Below are 17,701 nucleotides of genomic sequence, written 5' to 3'. Positions count from 1 at the left end.
GCTCCGTGTCGCGCCCGGGCGGGGTGGAGACGACGAAACGAATGGACGGTATCGAAGGCCTGCGGCTGCTACTCGTGGAGGATGAGTACGTCCTCGCGCTCGGGTTGGCGGATGCGCTCGGCGACATGGGCGCGGTGGTCCTCGGACCGGTCACGACGGTTGAAGACGCGCTGGGGCTGGTCGAGCGCGTGCCGGAAATCGATGCCGCCGTGCTCGACGTCAATCTGGGCCAGCAGGTCGTCTATCCGGTGGCGGACGCGCTGACCGCGCGCGGCATCCCGTTCCTGTTCGCCACCGCGAACGAGCCCGCCGCATTGCCGGAACGCTTCGCGCGCATTCCGGTGTGCCGCAAGCCGTTCAAGGTCGATGCTTTCCGCGACGCCGTGCTGCGCCTGCACCACCCGCCGCCGTCGCGACGCGTGGCCTGAGCATGCCGCGCGACACTGCTGACACCACGCTGTCAGTAGGCCGGCCCGAGACTGGGATCACGACGCCGCCGGGCGTCGCCATCCCACCAAGGAGCCCCACCATGTCGCGACGGATCACGTTCTATTACGCCCCCCATTCGCGCGCGTCCTGCACGCTCGCCCTGCTGGAAACGCTGGGCGTGGACTACGACCTGCACATGCTCGACCTCGTCGAAGGCACGCAGCGCCAGCCCGAATACCTCGCGATCAATCCACTCGGCAAGGTGCCCGCGATCCGCCACGGCGATGCGGTGGTGACCGAACAGGTCGCGATCCTGATCTATCTGGCCGACCTGTATGCGGACAAGGGCCTCGCGCCCGCGGTCGATGATCCGTTGCGCGGCCCGTACCTGCGCTGGGTCGCGTTCTACGGCTCGAGCTTCGAGCCGGCGGTCATCGACCGTTCGCAGGAACGCAGCCCGGGTGCGGCGATGAGTTCGCCCTACGGCGACTACGAGACGGTGATGCGCGCGCTCGCGACGCAGTTGTCGAAGGGCCCCTACATCCTCGGCGAACGGTTCACCGCGGCCGACGTGCTGTGGGGCACCGCGCTGCGCTGGACGCTCGCGTTCAAGCTGGCGCCCGACGAGGCGGTGTTCCGCGACTACGTCGAGCGCGTGACGTCGCTGCCCGGCCTGCAGCGCGCCACCGAACTCGACGCGCGCTACGCGACCGAGCAGGCCGAGCGCCACGAGACCGCGGCGCCCTGAGTCCGGGCCATGGCGGCGCATCGCTACAATCCCGCGATGCGCCGCGCCGACCGCCTCTTCCTGCTGGTGAACGCCATGCGCGGCCGACGCCGCGCCGTGCTGGCGCGCGATCTCGCCGAAACACTCGGCGTCTCGCTGCGCACCGTGTATCGCGACGTTGCCGACCTGCAGCGGTCCGGCGTCCCGATCGAAGGCGAGGCCGGCGTCGGCTACGTGTTGCGTCATGGCGCGGACATTCCGCCGCTGATGTTCGACGAAGGCGAGATCGAAGCGCTCGTCGTCGGCATCCGCTTCGCCCGTGCATTCGCCGGCAACCGCATCAGCGAAAGCGCGGCACGGGCGATGGTGAAGATCGAAGCCGCGATTCCCGACCGCATACGCGCATTCGGCGACCGCACGGCGATCCTCGCGCCCGATTGCCGCGGTGAGTCCACGCGGGAGTTCGGCGCATTACTCGACACGCTCAACGACGCGATCGGCGCACGCCGCGTGCTGCGCCTGGACTATCGCAACGAAAACGGCGACGCCAGCGCGCGCGAAGTCGAGCCGCTGTGCATCGTGTTCTGGGGTGGTTCGTGGACGCTCGGCGCCTGGTGCCGATTGCGCGCCGCGTTCCGTCAGTTCCGGCTCAACCGCATCGTGACGATGAGCGCGACCGGCGAAATCGCGGACGAAAATCCGTCGCGCGATCTCAATGCGTTGTTGCGCGAAGTACGTGAGCGTCCCGAGCTGGCTGCGGCCGCCGCGGCGCGTGCGTCGCGCGAAAACGTTCCGGCCTGATTACCAGCCTACGCCGGGTGGATACGACGCGATCACCGGGGCCATGTCGACCAGCATCCAATAGCCTTCGCGGGTTTCGAACGACGGCGGCAGCATCTCCGCGCGCATCGGCTTGCCGAGCGGAGTCACGCAACTCGCGAGGTGTACCGACACGGCCTTCTGCGCCGCATCGGTAATCGCGCCGAGGCTGTTGGCCTCGGTCACGCAGCCGGGAAAGTCGGGCAGCGTGATCGAGTAGTGGCGGTTCGCGTCACGTTCGACGAAGGCGAAATATTGCATGGGCCGCACTATCCGGCGGCCATCGCGAAGCGGCTGTGACGACACGACGGACGGCGGTCGCAAAACCGTGTTCGCGACACCGCGACATGCGCGACGTGAGGCTGTCGTCAGCCTTCGGAGCGCCCCGCCATGACGTTGCGTCGACTCGTTGCAATCGCGCTCGCGGCGTCCTGCGGTATCGCCATCGCCGCGCCGCAGTACGAGGGCGTCGGGCCGTATCCCACGTTGCCCACGCCGCAACACGCGCTGATTCCGCACGTCGACATCGCGCCCGCGGTGCGCTGGCCGGCCGGCGTGATGCCCACACCCGCACCGGGCCTCGCCGTCGTGCCTTTCGCGACGCAGCTCGACCACCCGCGCTGGCTCTACGTGCTGCCCAATGGCGACGTGCTCGTCGCAGAAAGCAATGCACCGCCGGGCAAGAGCGGCATCCGCGGCCTCAAGGGTTGGGCGATGAAGCTGGTGATGGCGCGCGCCGGCGCCGGCGTGCCGAGCCCCGATCGCATCGTGCTGTTGCGCGACGCCGACGGCGACGGCATCGCGGAGATGCGCAGCGACTTCATGACCGGCCTGTATTCGCCGTTCGGCATGGCGCTGGTCGGCGACACGTTGTATGTCGCGAACACCGATGCGCTGGTGCGCGTGCGTTACACGGATGGCGCGACGCATATCGACACGACGCCGGAAACCGTCGTGTCGTTGCCCGGCGCCACCGGCAAGTTCAACCACCATTGGACCAAGAGCCTGGTCGCGTCGGCGGACGGAACGCGGCTCTACGTGGGTGTCGGTTCGAACAGCAATGCGGGCGAGAACGGGATGGCGGTCGAAGCATCGCGTGCGGCGATCCTCGAAATCGATCCGCAGGCGCGCACGACCGTCGTGTTCGCGGACGGCCTGCGCAACCCGGTCGGGCTCGCGTGGCAGCCGGGCACGTCGACGCTGTGGGCGGTGGTCAACGAACGCGACGAACTCGGCGGCGAGCTAGTGCCCGACTACCTCACGCATGTCGAGCGCGGCGCGTTCTACGGCTGGCCGTACAGCTACTGGGGCGCGCATCCGGATCCGCGCGTGTCGCCGCAGAACCCCGAGCGCGTCGCCGCGGCGCGCGTGCCGGACTACGGGCTCGGCAACCACGTCGCGCCACTGGGTCTTGCGTTCAACACATCGACGACGCTGCAGCCCGTGTTAGGCGACGGCGCTTTCGTCGGCATGCACGGCTCGTGGAACCGCACGCCGCTGTCGGGCTACCGCGTCGCGTTCGTGCCCTTCGCGGATGGACACCCGGCCGGTATGCCGCGCGACCTGCTGACCGGGTTCGTCGATGCACACGGCGACGCGGAGGGCCGCCCGGCTGGCGTCGCCATCGCCAAGGATGGTGCGCTGCTCGTGGCCGACGACGTGGGCAACGTGATCTGGCGGGTCGCACCCGCCGCGCACTGATCCGCGCACGCGCGTTGCAACCGCAGCACGACCCGACGTTCGCGCGGGCCCGCGACGACCGTCTATCCGCCGCCAGTAACCGCCGAAGCACCGCGCCCGCCGGTCGCCGGCAAGCGCGTGCGCGGCAACCGGCCGTCTGGCATAAACGCTACGGCCGACTTCACGTGGCCGAAACATCCCCCACCTACCGTTACGTCTCCGCGCAGGGAGCCGCCATGCTCATTTACGACCGTCGACGTTGCCGCCCGGTCCCGGGCCTCGAAGTTCGACGCCGGCTCCCGCTCGCGCAGCGCGCGAAACTGAGCTGGCTGGAATACCTGGGCTGGCGCCTGCTGTTCGTACGCGGCGAGTCGTCCGCGGTGTTCGTGGCGCACGACCAGAAGGGCTACGCGATGATTTCGCGCGAAGGCCGCGTGGTGGGCGTGCGCAGCCTGACCGCGCGTCCGGAAGATCGCAGCGACCCGGCGTACGGCGTGCAACCAGCCGACGACATCGACAGCGAAGTGCGCGCCGCCTGATCCCGGCGTCGCCCCATATGACGGCTCCGCCCGTCGCCATCCGCCGAGCCGCGCCGCACGAAGCCGCGCGGCTCGCGTCGTTCATGCGACAGCTGTTCCTCGAGGCCTACGCCGACTGCAGCACGCCGGCCAACGTCGACACCTATCTCGACCATGCCTTCGTCGCCGCGCAGCAGGCTGCCGAGCTCGTTGATCCCACGCATGTCACCTGGATCGCCGAGGACGGCGACGAGTGGCTCGGTTTCCTGCAGGTGCGCCTGCCGTCGAGCCCGCCGGCGATCGTCGACCTCGAACGCCCGGCGCAGCTGCATCGCATCTATCTCGCCGAGGCGGCGATCGGTCGCGGGCTCGGCGTTCGCCTGCTCGACACCGCGCTCGACAGCGCACGCGATGGCGGCGCCGACGGCATCTGGCTCAGCGTCTGGCAGCAGGCGCCGGGGCCGATCGCGTTCTACCGGCGCGCGGGCTTCCGCATCGTCGGTACGGCGCACTTCCCCGTGGGCGACGATCCGCTGGTCGACTGGATCATGCAGCGGCGCATCGACGCCGCCTGAGTCCGCCATCGCCGCAGGTCCGATGCGGCCATCGAAGGGTTCGTTCCGCCGATTCCGTGCTTCGTCGCACGGCCGTCGACGCGTCGATCGGCCTCACTATGCTCGCCGCAACGCCTGATCGGACCGACCCCGTGTTCAAGAGCATCGCCTTCGTTCTGCGCATCACCATCGCCTGGGCGCTCGTCATGGCGCTCTGCACGGGCCTGTATTCCGGCATCCCGCTGATCGGGCGTTGGGAGTTCCCGATGGTGGCGATCGGCATGACCGTGATGGCCTTCGTCGTTGCCGGTGCGTTCTCGCATCTGCGGCGCGTGCGGTTGATCGCCGGCCACATCCGCGAAGGCGCGCTCGGCAATCGTCATCGTCGTCAGGTCGAGATTCCGTTCGAAGCCGGCCAGGCCTTCGATCTGCTCGACGCCGCGGTGCGTGAGCTTCCCGGCATCCTGACTGTGTCGAGCACGCGCGATAGCCTGCAGATCCGCGCGCATGTGCGTCGCCCCGACACTTACGGGCAGACCGTTCTGGAACGGTGGAATCCGCTGACGGCGTTCGGCTCGCAGCACAACCAGATCCTCGCGACGGTGACGCCGACGCACGACACCGGCAGCGTCACCTTCGTCTGCGAACCGCAGATCGGCGCGTGGAGCGACTGGTTCCTCGTCGATGACGGCACCAACCTCGAGAACGCCGAAGCGATCACCCGTGCGATCACGCGTCGCGTCGCCGACATGCGTCGCGGTGAGCAGATGGCTGCCGTGCGCACTGCGACGGAGAAGGAGCTGACCGTCGCCAAGCTCAACCTGCTGCATGCGCAGGTCGAGCCGCACTTCCTCTACAACACGCTGGCCAGCGCGCAGTTGCTGACGCGAAGCGATCCCGTGCGTGCCGAGGAAATGCTCGGCCACCTCATCCAGTACCTGCGCCATTCGCTGCCGCGCGCCGAAGACACGCCGTCGACGCTGGGCGCCGAACTCGAACGCGCGCTGGCCTATCTCGAAATCATGAAAGTGCGCATGGGCAATCGCCTGGACGTGCAGATCGACGTGCCGCAAACGCTGCGCACCACGCCGCTGCCCGCGATGATGCTGCAGACGCTGGTGGAAAACGCGGTCAAGCACGGGCTGGAACCACGTACGGGCGGCGGCACCGTCTGGATCCGCGCGCGTCGCAACGACGACCATGTCGCGGTGACCGTCGCCGACGACGGCGAAGGCCTCGGCGGCACCAGCACCAGTGGTACCGGTATCGGCCTCAAGAACGTGCGCGAGCGCCTGAAGCTGGCTTACGACGGTGCCGCATCGCTTGCAGTCGTCGCGAACTTCCCCGCCGGTGTCGCCGCAACGCTCACCGTGCCAGCCGAACGCGAGGCGGTGCGTCATGGCTGAGCCGGTCGCCACCTGCGTCGTCGCGGAAGACGAAACGCTGCTGCGCGAGGCGCTGATCTCGCAACTCAAGACCGCGTGGCCGACGTTGCAGATCGTCGCCGAATGCGAGGACGGCGCGAGTGCGGTCGAAGCGATCGCGGAACACCATCCGGATGTCGCCTTCCTCGACATCCGCATGCCCGGCCTCACCGGACTCGAAGTCGCCGCGGCATCGACGGAAGCCAGCCCGCAGACGCAGATCGTGTTCGTCACCGCATACGACCAGCATGCGATCGCCGCGTTCGAACGCGGCGCGGTCGACTACCTGCTCAAGCCGGTGACCGCCGAACGCCTCGACGCCACCGTGCAGCGCCTGCAGTCGCGACGCGGACAGGACCGCGATGAAGCGCTCATCGCGCTGCTGGCGAAACTCGGCCCCGTGCTGCCGCGCCAGGCGGGCTCCGCCGAACCGCTGACCTGGCTCACGGCAAGCGAAGGCCGCGAAACGCGACTGATCCTGATCGACGAGGTCGTCTACTTCCGCGCCGACCACAAGTACACGACGGTGGTGACCGCCGACGGCGAAGCGCTGCTGCGCACGTCGCTGCGTGAGCTGCTCGCACGACTCGATCCGAACACGTTCAAGCAGATCCACCGCTCGACCGTCGTCAACCTGAAAACCGTCGCCGGCGTGACCCGCGACGACACCGGCCGCGGCACGCTGCGCCTGCGCGGCCGCCCTGAAACGCTCAGCGTCAGCGCGCCGTTCATGGCGCTGTTCCGCCCGGCCTGACTGGAGATATCGCCATGGACAAGCTCTTCGCCCTGCTCGCTTTCGTCGCGTCGCTGCTGGGTTGGAACGGTGGCCGCGATACCGTCGTGCATCGCATCGTCGGCAGCGGTGCAGATGCGTTGTTCAGTCGCGCCAGCGTGCAGGACGGCGTCGCACGTTTCGACTGCGTGCGCAGTGCAAGCGGCGCGTGTCACTACCTCGTACTGCCGAGCGGATGCACGGCGGAACAGGACTGCACGACGCGAGTGCGTCGTTATGACGTTGCAGCCGGCGAATCGCGACAGGTCACCGGCCTGCACAGCTTCCGGTTGTGCGTGAGCGGCGCGACCGTCGGTACGGCGTGCAGCGCCAGCGACTCGCTCGGCAACTGATCCGTCTCGCCAAAAAGAAGAGCCCCGCGATGCGGGGCTGCTCGATCAAACATTGCAGTCAGCGCGTTCGCATCAGATACCGAGGATGCGCTGGATCAGGCCCGTAGCGGCCTGCACCAGGTAGACCTGCTGCGAATCCTCGTACGGGCGCACCCAGACCATGCCGCGCGGCGGCGGCGCGAGGTGGTAGACCGTGTAGTTGCGCACGTAGTAACGCGGCGCAAGGTACGTCACCGGCATGCGTTCGCCACGGGCCCACTGCTTGTACTGGCCCAAGTGGCGGCCGTTGTCGTGATGCATCGGCATCGGGCCGTGCGGATTCGGCTCGCCAATGCGGATGCCTTCGTAGCGCTCATGCTTGTCGGAGCCGTGGCCCTTGTCATGGCCCTTGCCATGACCCGGATCGGCGAGTGCGGGACCAGCGAGCATCAGCGAAGCGATCAGCACGAGCGGAGAGATACAGGTCATGGTGGTTCTCCTCATGGGTTGCAGCGAACGCTAGCGCCCTGCACCTGAACCGGTCATGCAACGCGTCGTATGTCGCGTCGGCGGGCTCAGCATCGTGAGGGCGGTGTGTATGCGCGGTCGGTTGAACATTGGCACGACGCCGCGCTCGCGCATGGGTTACGAGGCCACTGCAATCGTCGAGGTCGCTAGACCAATGGGAGCAACGACGATGGCGAATCAATCGAACGACACACGCAAGGGCGAAGCCAGCGGAAGCCGCGAGCCCTACAGCGGCCCCAGCGATGGCCAGACCACTGCGAACCGCCTGCACGACATGGACCCGCGCGATGGCGGCGAATCGCTGGAAGACCACCAGCGCGACCGCTCCAGCCGCGGCACCGCCGATCACGACGATTCGCTGGCCACGCGCAAGCACAACGACGACCGCGACCGGCTCGGCATCTCGCGCGGCGACTGACCGCGCGAGATCGTCACCGAGTTACTCCGCGCCGCGAACCACCTGCCCGTTCTTCATGACGAAGGACGGGTGTTCGGTCGCGCGGATATCGTTGAGCACGTTGCCGGGCACTGCGACCACATCGGCGTACTTGCCGGTTTCCAGCGTGCCGGTGTCCTTGTCGACACCGAGAAGCTTGGCCGCGCCGATGCTGCTGGTCATCAGCGCTGCGGCCGGCGACATGCCCACGTCGACGTAGTCACCGAACTCGCGGCCGTTGAGGCCGTGCGGGAATACCGCGGCGTCGGTACCCAGCGCGATCGGCGTGCCGATGCGGATCGCGTTGCGCAGCATCGCCTCGTGCGAGGTGTAGGCCGCATGCGCCTTGCCGGCGATCTTGGGCGGATAACCGGCGAGCTTGGATTCGGTCCACAGCAGCGTGGTGCGCGTCGGTACCAGGTACACACCCTTCTGCTTCATCAGCTGCAGGGTTTCAGGCTTGAGGAAGCTGCCGTGCTCGATGGAGTCGACGCCGGCGTCGATCGCGAGGCGCGCGGCGGTATCGCCATGCGCATGCGCCGCGACCTTGCGGCCCCAGTTATGCGCTTCTGAGATGATCGCCTTGAGTTCGTCCGGCGTGAGCTGCGGCACGTCGACCGGATCGGATTCGCTGAGTACGCCGCCCGACGCGCAGATCTTGATGACGTCCGCGCCGTACTTCATCTGCAGGCGCGTGGCTTCGCGACATTGCTCGGCGCCGTTGCACACGCCTTCCATCGGCGTCGACGGAATGACGCGCGAAACCGGATACGGCGCGCTGTCGCAGTGGCCGCCGGTCGAACCGATGGCATGGCCGGCGACGATCATGCGCGGGCCCGTCGCGTAACCGCCGTTGATTGCATTGCGCAGGGCGACGTCGATGAAGTCGCTGGCGCCGAGCACGCGAATGGTGGTGAAGCCGGCATCCAGCGTGACCTTCGCATTGCGCTGCGCATGGAAAGCCTGTTCCGCCGGCGAGCGCATCATCCCGTTGTAGATGCCGGCCGCCCAGTCATCGTCATGGTCGTCGGCGATGTGCGTATGTGCGTCGATGAAGCCCGGCAGCAGCGTGGCGTCGCCGAGGTCGATCACACGCGCGCCTTCCGGCACCGCGACGTTCGAGCCGACGCCGACGATGCGCTCGCCCTGCACCACCAGCATGCCCGGCTCGACCATTCGCCCGCTGCGGCCGTCGAACAGATGCGCGGCCTTCAACACGACGGGCCGGACTGCTGCACCTGTAGCAGGCGCCTGCGCGCGTCCGTTGAACGCGGCGAACATGCCGGTGACGAGGAGGCCCGCGGACAGCAGGCCGGCGGACAAGGGCGCGAGACGAAGCTTCATGCGAGGACCTGTCGGGCAGAAAGCCCGAGTGTAGGCACAAGCGGCGGTGTCGTGCCTGTGCCGCGGCTAGTTGCAGTGCTGCGCGGCGACACCGGCGTACACGGCATGGACGAACTCGGGTAATGCGTTGACCTGCAACGTCACGGCGTTGCACCCGGCTTCGCGCGCAAGCGTGGCGCCGCGCGCACGTTGATCCGCGGCAAGGCGCTCGCGCGTCGACGCGTCAAGCGGCGACCACGGATCGTCGTAATAGCGGTCGAAGCTCTGCCATCGCCATCCGTACAACGCCTGGATGCGTGCACGGACGATGGCGAGGTCGGTGGCCTGCCCGACCGCGCGATCCAGCGCACCGGCCGGCCACGCCGCGGGGCGATCGACCATCACCCGGATCTCGTGTGCAAGGAACACGCTACGACGCGCGGCTTCGTCGCGCACCGCTTCGATCTGCGCGACGCTGGCATCGACGGGATCGTCGATGTGGATCGGGCGGGCATCGGGCACTGCGACTGGTGTGTCGCGGAGGACCTGCGGTTCGAGTCGCTTGACCAGCGACGGCAAACGCCCGTCGTGCGGCGCGAGCGTCATCAATGCGTGCAAGAGCAGGAGGCAGCTTTCCGGGCCCGTTCGCGTGCAGCCGTCGACGTACAGCTCGCCAGCGAGGCGGTCTGCAAGGAAGCGCCTGAGCGCGACGATCTCCGGCGCAGTCGGGCGCGTCTCCTCGAAGGACGCGCCTTCGGGTGCGCAGCGTGCGAAGGCATCCCAGCCGATGTAGTTCTGGAACTGGAACGCGACCGGTGTGCGCAGCGCTTCCACCATCGGATCGCCTTTCGATGCCCAGACGTCGCGAGGGAAGCAGGAGAACATCGTCGACATCGCGCGCGACTGCGTCGACCACGTCGGGTCGGGGCTGTAGCCGATGCCATCGGATGCATTCGGTGCGTTCGCCGGATCCGCACCTGCGCCGCGGGGCCATACGCGCTCCCAGAGGCGCGCCGCGTCCGATGGACGCTGCCAACCGAGCAGATCCCACGTGGCAGCCTGGTTGAGCAGCACGCCGCGCGTCTCGTGCGGAATCTCCGCGAAGGACGGCATGTGCAGCAGCGCGCGCAGCGATTCCCGGTCGAGTGTCTTCCACTGCGCGGGCAAGGGCTTGACCCACGTGGTGATGCCGTCATGCGCGTGCGAGGCTTCGTCGACGATCGCCGCGACGCGCTCCGGCGGCAGCGCATCGACGATCACCGGGCTGTCGCCGCTGAAGCGCGCGGGCGAGGCCGCCATCGCTGGTTGGAACGCCATCAGAAGCGCCGCGCATGCGAGCGGCATCAGGTGTCGAATCGTCATGGATCGCACGGGCCCTCCCCGGCCGCGGCTGCTGGCTCAGTATCGCGCACGGCCGCTCACCATCAGGCCCCCTGACCACGGGCACATCCGGCGTTCATGCGTGGCGCCTACGATGCGCGCCATGCGTCGTGCCCTGCTCCTGCTGCTTCCCGCCCTGCTGCTCGCGCCGCAGGCCGAGGCGCGCACCGTGTATCGCTGCGTGCGCAATGCGACGGTCAGCCTCGCCACCGCGCCGGAGCCCGGGTCGAAGTGCGAGGCGAAGACCATCGCCGATGACGCAGTGAAAGTCCCCAACCTGTGGGGCGCGCTCGGCGTGGTGAAGGGCAACCTCTACGAACGCCAGCAGGACGGCAAGACGGTCTACAGCACGCGCAACCTGCCCGGCTCGACCAAGGTGCTGTCGTTCACCGTCGAAACGCCGCCGGGCGAGCCTGCGCACGTGGGGCTTGGCCAGGTCGGCAAGCCGCAGATCGATCGCTTCGCCAAACAGTTCAAGGCGGCGTCGAAGAAGACCGGTGTCGACGACGCTTACCTGCGTGCGATCGCACATGCCGAGAGCGGTTTCAATGCGGCCGCGGTGTCGCCGAAAGGCGCGGTCGGCGTAATGCAGTTGATGCCGGAGACCGCGCGCGAATTCGGCGCGGACCCGACGTCGCCCGATCAGTCCATCGATGCCGCCGCACGCATGATCCGCCAGCTCGCGACGCGTTATCGCGGCGACCTGCGCCTCGTCGCCGCGGCGTACAACGCGGGCTCCGGTGTGGTTGCACGCTATGGCGGCGTGCCGCCGTATCGCGAAACGCAGCAGTACCTCGCGAAGGTGGAAACGCTGTACATGCGTTATCGCGCCGCGCTCGGCAAGACGCCGAAGTCGCTGAGCGGACAGGACATCCTGCGCGCCGCGGACTGACGCGTTTGCTTCGCGACGTCGCCCGATGCGCATACTTCGCGGGTGACGCTCGACATCCCCACACTGCAGGACTCGCTCGCTTCCGTGCCGTTGACGGCGTGGTGCGCGGTGGCTGCGGTGATCGTGCTGCAGCGCTTCGCGCGTCGTTTCGGCCTGTGGCTGTACGCGGCATTCGCACTGCCCGGCACGATCGCGCACGAACTCGCGCATTACGTCGTCGCGTTGCTGCTCGGCGCGCATCCGCAGCTTCCGCGTTTATGGCCCGAGCGAACCGCGACGGGCTGGCGCCTCGGCGCGGTGGTGTTCCGTGCGACGTGGTGGCGCGCCGGCCCGATCGCACTTGCACCGCTGCTGCTCGTGCCCGCCGCGCTGGTGTGGATCATCGTGTTCCTCACCGATGCACACGGCGTGTGGATCGCACTGCACGCATGGATCGCCGGCACGTTGCTGACCGCCGCAACGCCTTCGCGCGCGGACCTGCGCATCGCCGCCCCGACACTCGGCCTGCTCGCGTTCCTTGCGATCGCGGCCGTCGCTGTGCACCTGTTCGGCTGAACCTGCCGCCCGCTTCACGGCGCCTGTCGACAATGGCGCGATGCCGTCGCCGACCACTCCCCGTCGCGCGTCGATGCCGTTCCGCGAACGCGTCGATGCCCTGCGCAACCTGCGCCCGTTCCTGCGGCAGATCTGGGAAACCAGCCGCTCGCTGACGCTGGCCAGCCTCGTGCTGCGCCTCACGCAGGCGCTCACGCCGGTCGCGCTGCTCTACATCGGCAAGCTGATCATCGACGAGGCGATCCATCTCGTCGCCGTTGCCGGCCCCGGTGCCGACCTGCAGACGCTATGGGCAACAGGCGCGCTGCATCGGCTCGCGATGCTCGTGATCGGCGAATTCGCACTCGCCGTGGTGTCGGACCTGATGGCGCGCGCGGCGAGCTACGTCGACGGCCTGCTCTCCGAGCTCTTCACCAACGCGACCAGCATCCGCCTGATGGAACACGCGGCAACGCTGGACCTCGAGGACTTCGAAGACCCCGACCTGCAGGATCGCCTCGACCGCGCGCGCCGCCAGACGATGGGCCGCATGAACCTGCTCAGCCAGTTGTTCGGGCAGGCGCAGGACACGATCACGGTGGTGAGTTTCGCGATCGGCCTGATCGCGTATGCGCCGTGGCTGATCGTGCTGCTCGGCATCGCGCTGGTACCCGCCTTCGTCGGCGAAGCGCACTTCAACGCGCTCGGCTATTCGCTCAATTTCCAGTGGACGCCCGAGCGTCGCCAGCTCGAATACCTGCGCCAGACCGGCGCGAGCGCGGAGACGGCCAAGGAGATCAAGATCTTCGGGCTGCACCGCTTCCTGATCGATCGCTTCCGCGTGCTGGCCGACAAGTTCTACGCCGCCAATCGCGCGCTTTCGCAGCGTCGCGCGATCTGGGGCACGGTGCTCGCCGCGCTCGGCACGCTCGGCTATTACATCGCGTACGCCTACATCATCTGGCGCACGGTCAAGGGCGATTTCACGATCGGCGACCTCACGTTCCTCGCCGGCAGCTTCCGTCGCCTGCGCCAGTTGCTGGAAGGCCTGCTGATCGGTTTCTCGCAGGTCGCGGGCCAGGCGCTTTATCTCGACGACCTGTTCTCGTTCTTCGAGATCCAGCCGGAAATCACGTCCAAGCCCGACGCTTCACCGGTGCCGCGCCCGATCGATCGCGGCTTCGTGTTCGAGAACGTCGGCTTCCGCTATCCGGATGCGGAACGCTGGGCATTGCGCGGGCTGGAGTTCGAACTGCGCGCGGGCGAAGTGCTGGCGCTGGTGGGCGAGAACGGCGCCGGCAAGACCACGCTGGTGAAGCTGCTCGCGCGCCTGTACGACCCCGACGAAGGCCGCATCCTGCTCGACGGACGCGACCTGCGCGATTACGACCTCGAGGATCTGCGCAACAACGTCGGCGTGATCTTCCAGGACTTCGTGCGCTATCACCTGACCGCGCGCGAGAACATCGGCGTCGGCCGACTCGATGCGATGGGTGACGACACGCGCATTCGCGAAGCCGCGCGCCGTGCGCTCGCCGATGAAGTCATCGAAGCGCTGCCGCTGCAGTACGACCAGATGATCGGGCGTCGATTCAATACCGGCGTGGATCTGTCCGGCGGTCAATGGCAGAAGATCGCGATCGCGCGCGCCTACATGCGCGATGCGCAGGTCATGATCCTCGACGAACCCACGGCCGCGCTCGATGCACGCGCGGAGTTCGAAGTGTTCCAGCGCTTCAAGGAGCTGAGCGAAGGCCGCACCGCGATCCTGATTTCGCACCGCTTCTCGAGCGTGCGCATGGCCGATCGCATCCTCGTGCTCGGTGGCGGCAAGGTTGAAGCCTCGGGCACGCACGACGAATTGATGGCGCAGCACGGTAGATACGCGGAACTGTTCGAGCTGCAGGCCGCCGGTTACCGCTGAGCGGGCGCCGCCTCGACTGCGTCCGGCGTGCGCAGGCGCAACAGGCGCTCGAACGCACCAGCGACGCCGACGAACTCGCGTGCGGTGTCGGCGGTGATCTTGGGATCAGCCGCATGCGCCGCGGCATTGCGCAGTCGACGCAACTCCGACAGCAGACCGGCCTGGCTCGCACCGAGCAGGCCGCTGGTGATCAACGCATCGGCCAGTCGCGACGGTTGCTGCAGTTCCTGACGCGTCACCTTCGCGCCGCGACGCTTGAGCGCGACGGCGGCCGCGCCTTCGAGCTCGATCCACGCTTCGAGAATGGCCGCGCGCGGCGAGATCTCCGCCAATTGCAGACGATGGCTTTCGCCATCCAAGGGCGCTGCACCCGCGGCTTCGGTGTCGACCAGCGCCTGCCGCGTCTGCGTGGCGAGCTCGTGCACGCGTCGGCCGAAGCGGAAGCGGAAGTCCTTCCATTCCAAGCTCTCTAGGTCGGGCAGCCGCGCGATCAACTGCCGGCGTACCAGCAGGAACACGACGATCAGCGCGATCGGCCACGCCAGCGCCTGGGTCATTGCCGCGATGAATTCGAGCCAGTTCATCCGAGCCTCCGTGCCGTTGACCCCAGCCTAGCGGGCGCGGCCGCGGTCGTCGACGGATGTTGTGGCCGGCTGCATCCGGCCGCCGTCTCGGCGCGTAGAGGCCCAGGTGTCCGCTAGACACGCCTTCCCCTTTTCCAGGAGCGCCTCGTGAATTACCGCATCCTCAGCCTCGCCCTCATCGCCGCGCTGCCGCTCGCCGCCTGCAGCAAGCCCGCCGACGAAACCGCCGCCGCACCGATGCCGGCCGAAAACGCCGCCATGCCGGCCGACACCGCACCTGCCGCCGCAGCGCCGGCCGATATGTCCGCCAATGCCATGCCGATGCAGAACCCGATGGTCGGCGGCGCGCCGATGTATGCCGAGAAGGACATCGTCGACAACGCCGTCAACTCGAAGGACCACACCACGCTCGTCGCCGCGGTCAAGGCCGCCGGCCTGGTCGACACGCTGAAGGGCGCCGGCCCGTTCACCGTGTTCGCGCCGACCAACGCCGCGTTCGACAAGCTGCCCAAGGGCACCGTCGACACGCTGCTCAAGCCGAACATGAAGGCCGACCTCACCAAGGTGCTCACCTACCACGTGGTGTCCGGCAAGCTCGACGCCGCCGCGCTCAAGCAGCAGATCGCCGCCGGCAACGGCAGCGCCATGCTCACCACGGTGCAGGGCGAGAAGCTCACCGCGAAGGACGACGGCGCAGGCGGCATCGTGCTGACCGACGCCAAGGGCGGCACCTCGCACGTCACCATCGCCGACGTGATGCAGAAGAACGGCGTGATCCACGTCGTCGACACCGTCCTGATGCCGTAACAGCGCTCCGCCGCCGGCTTCCCCTCGTCGCCGGCGGTCTCGCGGGACGGAGCACGCGCTCCGTCCCCGTGTTCTTTTTCGGCGGCCGCTGTCCCATGCAGCGAACGACGACCTAACAGCCGGATGCGACACTGCACCGGCCGTCAGGAGCACGACCGCATGGGTCTCGTCAGCCGTATCACGCCCTGCCTCTGGTTTGCCGACGCCGCCGAAGACGCCGCGACCGCGTACGCCGCCATCTTTCCGAACTCTCGCGTCACCCGCGTGCTGCGCTACGACGCCGCGTCCGCACGCGCCGCCAACCGGCCGAAGGGCAGCGTGCTCACGGTCGAATTCGATCTCGACGGACAGAGCTTCACCGCGCTCAACGGCGGCCCGCTGTTCCGCTTCAACGAATCGATCTCCTTCGTCGTGCGCTGCGACTCGCAGGCCGAGATCGACCACTACTGGGACGCGCTCTCGCAGGGAGGCGACCCGATGGCGCAGCAGTGCGGCTGGCTAAAGGATCGCTTCGGCGTGTCCTGGCAAGTGGTGCCCGCTCAACTGCCCGACTGGCTGACCGACGCCGATCCGTCCCGTGCGGCGCGCGTCATGCGCACCATGCTGGCCATGCGCAAGCTCGACCTCGCGCCGCTGCAGGCGGCCTACGACGGCGAGGCCTAGCGATCGGCGTTGCAGGTCGTACCGGACTGCTTCGAAAGCGCGTTGTACGTGGTCCAGAAATCGGCCGTGCCGGTAAACACGTCCCACTCGTCGCGTCCCTGCTCGGCGTAACGGCACGGCGCTGCACGCGCCAACTCGACGGCCAACGCGCGCTGCGACCCAGCGATACGTCGCGCAACGTCCGGTTTGACGAGGTCGCGCAACCACGCGTCGTAGTCGATGCCGTAAACCTCACGGTTGCGCTGGCGTGACATCCGCGAGCGCACGTCGTTCAGAACCAAGCCCGCACGCGCGGCCTGCGCCAACGTGCGGTCCAGTTCGCCGGCAGGCCAGTGCTCCGGGCGACGCAGCAGCTGTCGCGTCTTCAGTCGCAGATACACGATGCGACGCAGTGCTTCGCCCTCAGGAACTTCGAGGCGCGCGTCATTCGGGGACGGGCCGTCATCGTTCGACGGCGTGATATCGGGCACGTCGATAGGCGTGTCCAGCTGGAAGCCGGGCTCGATCCTGCGGAACAGACCAGGCAGACGCGGATCGTTCCCGTCGAGCGAAAGCACAGCGTCCAGCAGCACCAGGCAACCATCAGGACCGGGGCGACTGCACCCGTCGACCGCGATCTCCGCGGTGAAACGATCCTTGAGTAACTCGACCACCGCGTTTTCGATGCCCGGCGGATCGTGCGGCGGCGTGTAGCCCTCGTCGGTTTCGAGAAAGCGCGCGGTGCGCTCCACGCAGCCGCGGAATGCATCGTCGCCTCGATCACTTTGTGCCCAGTGACGCCGATTGCGCTCGACCATCACGTCGGCATCGAGCTCCCACGCTTCGTTCGGCAAGCAACCGAGGATCGACGCCATCGCGCGCGACCTCACCGACCACGTCGGATCGGGCATGTAGCCGGTGCCGAAGATGAAGTGGCGATCGTTCTCGACCGGGCGTTCCACCGACTCCGGCCACAGGTGCGCCCACAGGCGTGCGACGTCGGATGGCCGGCGGAATTCGAGCAGGTCCCACGTCGCCGCCTGATCCAGCAGCACGCCGGCGCTGTCGTGGGTGTCGTCGTGCACCGGATTCTCGATCTGCGCCCACACCGGCATGCGGATCAATGCGGCCAGGGTCTGGCGATCGAGCGTCTCCCACGCGTCGGGCAGCGGCGTGACCGGCGTGCCCGGATGGCGCACGGCCGCCACGCGCTGCGCTTCGGCGACGATGGCTGCAACGCGATCCGGCGGTAACAGATCGGGATGCAGCGGGCTCTCGCCGGTCATGCGCGGCCACGGCGTCGCGGCGCCGGCCATCAGCGGTAGGCAAGCGAATGCGAGCGCCGCGATGCGACGCGTCCAGCGGTGTGTCATGACGTTCCCCCTGACACATCGTA

The 17,701-nt window shown here is 68.0% G+C and carries 21 protein-coding genes; 15 read left to right on the top strand and 6 right to left on the bottom strand.

Features of this window, described 5'->3' with window-relative positions; translation table 11 throughout:
* Positions 1 to 5 precede the first annotated feature (5 nt).
* From ACVWZN_RS14955 to ACVWZN_RS14945, 3 genes are all read left to right on the top strand, one after another.
* The gene (locus tag ACVWZN_RS14955) at positions 6 to 428 is read left to right on the top strand and encodes a response regulator (RefSeq protein ID WP_456954503.1); all 423 of its coding nucleotides are present in this window, start codon (positions 6 to 8) and stop codon (positions 426 to 428) included.
* Between the two features lie 101 nt (positions 429 to 529).
* Positions 530 to 1,177: a glutathione S-transferase family protein gene (locus tag ACVWZN_RS14950; protein WP_456954502.1), complete on the top strand. Its 648-nt coding sequence runs from the start codon at positions 530 to 532 to the stop codon at positions 1,175 to 1,177.
* A 36-nt stretch (positions 1,178 to 1,213) separates the two neighbouring features.
* Positions 1,214 to 1,957 (top strand): helix-turn-helix transcriptional regulator, encoded by a 744-nt coding sequence (locus ACVWZN_RS14945; RefSeq protein ID WP_456954501.1) that lies wholly within the window; start codon positions 1,214 to 1,216, stop codon positions 1,955 to 1,957.
* Here the strand turns inward: ACVWZN_RS14945 and ACVWZN_RS14940 are convergent, their stop codons facing one another.
* Entirely contained in the window at positions 1,958 to 2,236 is a 279-nt protein-coding gene (locus tag ACVWZN_RS14940; protein WP_456954500.1) for a type II toxin-antitoxin system HicB family antitoxin, read from the bottom strand.
* Between the two features lie 129 nt (positions 2,237 to 2,365).
* On the opposite strand from ACVWZN_RS14940, the gene ACVWZN_RS14935 reads away from it, so the two are divergent.
* From ACVWZN_RS14935 to ACVWZN_RS14910, 6 genes are all read left to right on the top strand, one after another.
* Entirely contained in the window at positions 2,366 to 3,676 is a 1,311-nt protein-coding gene (locus ACVWZN_RS14935) for a PQQ-dependent sugar dehydrogenase (protein ID WP_456954499.1), read from the top strand.
* A 215-nt stretch (positions 3,677 to 3,891) separates the two neighbouring features.
* Complete coding sequence (locus ACVWZN_RS14930) at positions 3,892 to 4,194, top strand: hypothetical protein (RefSeq protein WP_456954498.1); 303 nt, start codon at positions 3,892 to 3,894, stop codon at positions 4,192 to 4,194.
* A gap of 17 nt (positions 4,195 to 4,211) precedes the next feature.
* Entirely contained in the window at positions 4,212 to 4,748 is a 537-nt protein-coding gene (locus tag ACVWZN_RS14925) for an N-acetyltransferase family protein (protein WP_456954497.1), read from the top strand.
* 131 nt (positions 4,749 to 4,879) lie between these two features.
* Positions 4,880 to 6,133 (top strand): sensor histidine kinase, encoded by a 1,254-nt coding sequence (locus ACVWZN_RS14920; RefSeq protein WP_456954496.1) that lies wholly within the window; start codon positions 4,880 to 4,882, stop codon positions 6,131 to 6,133.
* Entirely contained in the window at positions 6,126 to 6,905 is a 780-nt protein-coding gene (locus ACVWZN_RS14915; protein WP_456954495.1) for a LytR/AlgR family response regulator transcription factor, read from the top strand. The genes ACVWZN_RS14920 and ACVWZN_RS14915 overlap by 8 nt, the downstream gene beginning before the upstream one ends.
* Positions 6,906 to 6,919: 14 nt before the next feature.
* Positions 6,920 to 7,276 carry a hypothetical protein gene (locus ACVWZN_RS14910; protein WP_456954494.1) on the top strand — a complete coding sequence of 119 codons (357 nt, stop codon included), beginning with the start codon at positions 6,920 to 6,922 and terminating at the stop codon, positions 7,274 to 7,276.
* 72 nt (positions 7,277 to 7,348) lie between these two features.
* Here the strand turns inward: ACVWZN_RS14910 and ACVWZN_RS14905 are convergent, their stop codons facing one another.
* Complete coding sequence (locus tag ACVWZN_RS14905; protein ID WP_456954493.1) at positions 7,349 to 7,744, bottom strand: RcnB family protein; 396 nt, start codon at positions 7,742 to 7,744, stop codon at positions 7,349 to 7,351.
* Between the two features lie 208 nt (positions 7,745 to 7,952).
* On the opposite strand from ACVWZN_RS14905, the gene ACVWZN_RS14900 reads away from it, so the two are divergent.
* On the top strand, positions 7,953 to 8,201 hold the full coding sequence (locus ACVWZN_RS14900) for a hypothetical protein (RefSeq protein WP_456954492.1): 249 nt from the start codon (positions 7,953 to 7,955) through the stop codon (positions 8,199 to 8,201).
* 21 nt (positions 8,202 to 8,222) lie between these two features.
* Here the strand turns inward: ACVWZN_RS14900 and ACVWZN_RS14895 are convergent, their stop codons facing one another.
* A complete protein-coding gene (locus ACVWZN_RS14895) occupies positions 8,223 to 9,563 on the bottom strand; it encodes an amidohydrolase family protein (protein WP_456954491.1) in 1,341 nt (446 codons plus the stop codon).
* A gap of 66 nt (positions 9,564 to 9,629) precedes the next feature.
* Positions 9,630 to 10,904 carry a hypothetical protein gene (locus ACVWZN_RS14890; RefSeq protein WP_456954490.1) on the bottom strand — a complete coding sequence of 425 codons (1,275 nt, stop codon included), beginning with the start codon at positions 10,902 to 10,904 and terminating at the stop codon, positions 9,630 to 9,632.
* A 112-nt stretch (positions 10,905 to 11,016) separates the two neighbouring features.
* Between ACVWZN_RS14890 and ACVWZN_RS14885 the strand changes: the two genes are divergently transcribed.
* From ACVWZN_RS14885 to ACVWZN_RS14875, 3 genes are read left to right on the top strand one after another with little or no spacing between them, the layout of a single operon-like run.
* Positions 11,017 to 11,814 (top strand): lytic transglycosylase domain-containing protein, encoded by a 798-nt coding sequence (locus tag ACVWZN_RS14885; RefSeq protein WP_456954489.1) that lies wholly within the window; start codon positions 11,017 to 11,019, stop codon positions 11,812 to 11,814.
* A 42-nt stretch (positions 11,815 to 11,856) separates the two neighbouring features.
* Positions 11,857 to 12,369 (top strand): hypothetical protein, encoded by a 513-nt coding sequence (locus ACVWZN_RS14880; protein ID WP_456954488.1) that lies wholly within the window; start codon positions 11,857 to 11,859, stop codon positions 12,367 to 12,369.
* Positions 12,370 to 12,409: 40 nt separating this feature from the next.
* On the top strand, positions 12,410 to 14,272 hold the full coding sequence (locus ACVWZN_RS14875) for an ABC transporter ATP-binding protein (protein ID WP_456954487.1): 1,863 nt from the start codon (positions 12,410 to 12,412) through the stop codon (positions 14,270 to 14,272).
* Here ACVWZN_RS14875 and ACVWZN_RS14870 read toward each other — a convergent pair.
* On the bottom strand, positions 14,263 to 14,856 hold the full coding sequence (locus tag ACVWZN_RS14870) for a hypothetical protein (RefSeq protein WP_456954486.1): 594 nt from the start codon (positions 14,854 to 14,856) through the stop codon (positions 14,263 to 14,265). The two genes, ACVWZN_RS14875 and ACVWZN_RS14870, sit on opposite strands and share 10 nt — an antisense overlap.
* A gap of 300 nt (positions 14,857 to 15,156) precedes the next feature.
* Between ACVWZN_RS14870 and ACVWZN_RS14865 the strand changes: the two genes are divergently transcribed.
* Positions 15,157 to 15,663, top strand: coding sequence for a fasciclin domain-containing protein (locus ACVWZN_RS14865; protein WP_456954784.1), 507 nt, complete (start codon positions 15,157 to 15,159; stop codon positions 15,661 to 15,663).
* Positions 15,664 to 15,822: 159 nt separating this feature from the next.
* The gene (locus ACVWZN_RS14860; RefSeq protein ID WP_456954485.1) at positions 15,823 to 16,326 is read left to right on the top strand and encodes a VOC family protein; all 504 of its coding nucleotides are present in this window, start codon (positions 15,823 to 15,825) and stop codon (positions 16,324 to 16,326) included.
* On the opposite strand, the gene ACVWZN_RS14855 is transcribed toward ACVWZN_RS14860, so the two are convergent.
* Positions 16,323 to 17,678, bottom strand: coding sequence for a hypothetical protein (locus ACVWZN_RS14855; RefSeq protein WP_456954484.1), 1,356 nt, complete (start codon positions 17,676 to 17,678; stop codon positions 16,323 to 16,325). The two genes, ACVWZN_RS14860 and ACVWZN_RS14855, sit on opposite strands and share 4 nt — an antisense overlap.
* Between the last annotated feature and the right edge of the window lie 23 nt (positions 17,679 to 17,701).

The sequence above is a fragment of the Lysobacter sp. HA35 genome, from assembly GCF_054061195.1.
Note: the sequence above shows the minus strand (reverse complement) of the source record. Positions and strands in the feature narration are given on the sequence as shown.